This is a genomic window from Mesorhizobium sp. ArgA1, assembly GCF_053714375.1.
The window spans coordinates 1-4,399 of the sequence record NZ_JBSKBQ010000062.1; the positions used below are offsets into that span (position 1 = coordinate 1).

Genomic DNA, 4,399 nt, shown 5'->3' on the forward strand with positions numbered 1-4,399 from the left:
AACTCACTGGGGAGCTCCCTCCCAGGATTGGGCGCCGTCGTAAGCTGGCTCCTCATCCCGAAGACGCCCCCTTGATCGAGGGGGCGCTCGGCCAAACGCTGAAAGATCTTGGAGCCCTCGACCTCGAGGCGGTCCGCATCGGCGGGACCTTCCGCAACTTCCCCCCGGCGACGGTCTATCGGATCGCCAGGATCAAGAGCCTCAGCACCTATGACTGGCGTTTCTCATGACCGATCTCCTGTCGGCGGTGCTGGGGCTTGGCCTGTTCGGCGCCGCTTGTCTAGCCTTCACCGAAAAGATACTGCCCGTGCCGCCGTCGCATGTGCTGCTGCTTTTTCTCGGCATGACCAGGGCGTCTGATATTGCCGCGCTCGGCGCCCTGTTGGCGGTCACGACACTGGCTTCGACGGCCGGCTGCCTGTTCTGGTTCGCTCTGGGCGGCCGGCTGGGCCCGGTACGCGCCGACGCCCTGGTCGGGCGCTTCGGCCGCTATTTCTTCCTGCGCCATGAGACCTATCGGCGTTTCTCCGGCGCCTATCGCCGCAATCACATCCGGGCCTCGCTGCTGGCGCAGTTCGTGCCGACGGTGCGGAATTATCTGCCGATCGCCGCCGGCGCGCTGCGTCTGCGGGCCTTGCCCTTCGCTTTGGCCACCCTGCTTGGCGCGATGCTGTGGAACGCCGGCTTCCTTCTTGCGGGCTATGCGATGCGCGACGGCGTCCATGATCTGCTCACGGTGGCGTTTCGCATCATGGCCATCGTGCTTGCGCTGGAAGTCGCGTTCCTCATCGCATTGCGCTCCCGTTGGCGTCGCGCCAGACCGGCAGGAAGGTAGACGCTGCCCCTTTCTTTCCCGCACGCGCCGGTGCTTAGTCCGGCCATGGCTTTCACCATCCGCCAACTGCAGTTCTTCATTGCCGTCGCCGAGCAGGGCACCGTCTAGGGCGCCGCGCAGAACCTCTCGATTTCGCAATCCTCGGTCACCGAGGCGATCAAGGAGGCGGAGAGCGATCTCGGCGTCGAGCTCTTCGAGCGCCATCCACGCGGCCGGAACATCGCTCACAAGGGCCACCAGTTCCTGCGCCACGCGACCAAAATCCTGGCCGATGTCTCCGATGCACGCCGTTCCTTCTTCAGCGACCAGGCTGTCGCTGGCGGCCGCCTGCAGCTCGGCGACACCTCGCTGGTCGCCGGCTATGTGCTGTCCGATTTGCTCGCCCGTTACCGCCGCGCCTATCCGGGCGTCGAGGTTTCGGCCATCGAGGACAATGGCGACTATCTCGAGCACCTTCTGGTCGGCGGTAAGCTCGACATCGCCGTCATGGTCACGTCCAACCTGCGCGACCGCACCGCGCTGCAGTCGGAAGTCCTCGAAGTCTCGGCCTACCGGCTGTGGGTGCCGTTCAGCCACAGGCTTGCCAGCGCCGACATCATCGGCATCGGCGATAACGCCTCCGAGCCGCTGATCATGCTCACCGTCGACGAGATCGAGGAGACACACATAGCGATACTGCTGGGCCCAGCCTCCAGCTGAACCGCTCACGGCTAGTCGTCGTGAGGAACTGCGTGACTTCCGGGTGCTGCGCGGGATCTATAATGGCAGTCGGATCGGAACAAAAAAGGCGGCACCGAGGCCGCCTTCCCGAAACATACGAATGCTGGATCTAAAGCGCGAACTCTTCAGGAATGCGCTCAATTTGGCGCGAGTAGGCAGCCTTGACGCTGGCCGGGAGAGGACCGCGCTTCTCCGACTTCTCAAGACGCTTACGGTACATGCGCTGAACCGACTCGACAGTGCGTGCCTTGTTGCGCTTGGCCTCAGCCAAAACTTCAACGCGAAGTTCCTTCGAAATCATTGAGGACATGTCTTAGTCATCCTTCTCGCCGCTAGCGAAGCACGTGTGCACTGCACATAAGACACCCTGATCCAGACATGGTCAAGATACCCTGAAACACCTAACGGAACCATAACGGCCCAGACGTATCAGAACGGCTGTCCGTAGCATTGGTTCCAATGCACCCGAGGCTGCTTGTTGTCAACAGGTGCGTAGGCAGGATGCAGATTTCAGCCTTGCAAATATAGCATCAGTAAGTAGAAAGTCCCGCCCGGGAAAAAAGGGGGGCGGGACTAAATGGCTGAGGAAAGTGCGCGTCACACGGTCGGTGATACCGTGATGAGCATCATGCCAATGGGAACCGTGCCCCTTATTCCATCACAAGACGGCCAAGAACCCGTTATCACGCTTGAGGAAAGCCTGGAAGATACGTCGGTACCTTGGTTCGACCCGCCCATTTGGCCTACCGACCTTTTCGCTACTGCTGCGCAAATCCTCCATATATCTGGGTTGCTCACCTATTTCGATCCTGATCCGGACGTAACTCCCCGAGCAGGAGAGCAGCCCCTGAGTTTCACTTTGAGCTTGGAGGACAGGGCGAGATGCGAGCGAGCTGGAACTGAGTGGTCTGAGAACGAAGAGACTCCCGATTTCGTTTACGACCTATGGGATGTGGTGATCGGCGCGTGGAATCAGCCGATAAGGGCATCCTTTTATACGCAGAAAAGCGCCCGGAAAAATGTACCGAAATGGTGGAAAGCAGGCCTCCAGCTGCTGATAATTGCAGACCAAGCCTGCGCCGGGCTTGGATCGCCCCGCGACCCGGACAAACCCCGATGGCTGGTGAATGCATTCGAACAGTTTTTTGCCCAACCCTTTGCACGGCCGCGAAAGCTAACGGAACAGGGCGCCTATAGGGCGAAGCGACAGATTCCAACGTTCGGCCGCGACAGCGATCCAGATGTGGGCTGTGTCCAGCCAAAAAACAGAATATCCGCCGTTGGTTGCAACATGCGGAACTTGACCCGTCACGTTGCGTATATTCCCCACGTTGGAAACGTTCGATGCCACTGGCATCAACCGATTAACTCGAAACTGGAAGAAGATGCCGATGCCCTGGATATCCTGATTATTCCACTGCCCTTCGAAATGAGGGACAACTGGATACGAACCAAGGATACCGCACTGCCTCACGAGGACAGACGCCCCAAATGGGGTAATTTCGAAGTGGTCCAAGAATGGCTGGTGGACCAGGATTCCATTATCGAGCTAGTGGCCGACGAGGTCCGCAAAGCGAAACTCAAGCTCAAAGGCGAATCCTTGAATGGGATAATTTTCCCAGAATATGCGCTGACGGAGGCGATATTTAACAAGATTTGTGGGCGGGTCAAAGAGATCGCGCCGGAGCTAGAGTTCGCAATCACAGGAAGCAGCACGAATTGTGAAGGGGAAGAGGGCAATTTCGTGCTGACAGCTATGTGGAAAAACAATGAGTTATCGGCGTTAAAAGACAAAGAAAGCCGATACCTGCTGACAAGCCGAAGGAAGCATCACCGCTGGCGGTTGGCACAATCGCAGATCAAGGACTACGATCTTGCGAAATCTCTAGATGGTAGCTCTGCCTGGTGGGAGAGCCACAAAATTGCGCAACGCGAGATACATTTCTTCCATTTCAGAAAGACCTCCGTTTTCACTACAATGATATGTGAAGATTTGGCTCGGAGCGATCCTTGCCACGACATCCTTAGGGCAATCGGTCCCAATCTCTTGTTCGCTATCCTGATGGATGGGCCGCAAATACCTGCGAGATGGCCAGCCCGGTATGCTGCTACCCTTGCGGACGATCCAGGTACATCAGTGCTGACCGTGACCTCGCTCGGCTTGATGGAGCGAAGCACTGCGGCTGGCAAGTTCCCGCCAAATAGAACCATCGCAATGTGGCGGGACGAGGAGGGTGAAACGCGTCCGCTAAGCCTGGATGACAAGGCGCGATCGATGCTGTTGAGCCTTGAGGCGAGAAGTGTTGTCGACCAAACGCTTGACGGAAGAAGAAACGAAAAAGCCTGGTCGTGGCGATACAAGGACGCGGTAAGCCTATGAGGCTTTAGCCTGGCGCGAGCTCAGAGGCGGATCGAGAGGCGGCAAGGGAATAGAGGTACCGATTGACGGTCGCGCCAAAGCATCGAAAGTTGCCCCCCAACCCAACGCGCAAGCTTTTACATAGCCACCCATAGAGCGGGCGGCAGAAGTTACTTTCCCCCGTTTTCGTCACGTGGAGTGAGGGTAGTCTATCCCGTCGAGTTGTCCTGGACACAGAGCGCAGCATTGCGCGACCGAGGCGCGGGTGCAAGTCGTTGCGCAGCTTTGAAGCATCAGCCCGTGAAGCCGATGTCGGCCCGCCTCGGGTCCATGTTTCTAGAGCGGCGGCGGTTCGCTCAGGGGAGGGCGTTACACAATGTTTTTAAGGTGCAGGACTACACGACCGGACGTGAGCGTCCGGTGAGCGGATTTTGGTTAGGTGCGGGATTGGCGCAAGTTACGACACAGATGATTCATTTGTGACG

General features: G+C 58.3%; 3 protein-coding genes and 2 pseudogenes. 4 read left to right on the top strand and 1 reads right to left on the bottom strand.

Going from position 1 to position 4,399, the window contains the following annotated elements; genetic code table 11:
- From ACWGTI_RS32035 to ACWGTI_RS32045, 3 genes and pseudogenes are all read left to right on the top strand, one after another.
- A pseudogene (locus tag ACWGTI_RS32035) lies at positions 1 to 230 on the top strand (hypothetical protein); the annotation flags it as partial.
- On the top strand, positions 227 to 835 hold the full coding sequence (locus ACWGTI_RS32040) for a DedA family protein (protein WP_454578935.1): 609 nt from the start codon (positions 227 to 229) through the stop codon (positions 833 to 835). The pseudogene ACWGTI_RS32035 and the gene ACWGTI_RS32040, both read left to right, overlap by 4 nt.
- Positions 836 to 880: 45 nt before the next feature.
- Positions 881 to 1,495 (top strand): annotated as a pseudogene (locus ACWGTI_RS32045) (LysR family transcriptional regulator); the annotation flags it as partial.
- A 169-nt stretch (positions 1,496 to 1,664) separates the two neighbouring features.
- Here ACWGTI_RS32045 and ACWGTI_RS32050 read toward each other — a convergent pair.
- A complete protein-coding gene (locus tag ACWGTI_RS32050) occupies positions 1,665 to 1,865 on the bottom strand; it encodes a hypothetical protein (protein ID WP_454578982.1) in 201 nt (66 codons plus the stop codon).
- A 267-nt stretch (positions 1,866 to 2,132) separates the two neighbouring features.
- On the opposite strand from ACWGTI_RS32050, the gene ACWGTI_RS32055 reads away from it, so the two are divergent.
- On the top strand, positions 2,133 to 3,935 hold the full coding sequence (locus tag ACWGTI_RS32055; RefSeq protein WP_454578734.1) for a hypothetical protein: 1,803 nt from the start codon (positions 2,133 to 2,135) through the stop codon (positions 3,933 to 3,935).
- The last annotated feature ends 464 nt before the right edge of the window (positions 3,936 to 4,399 follow it).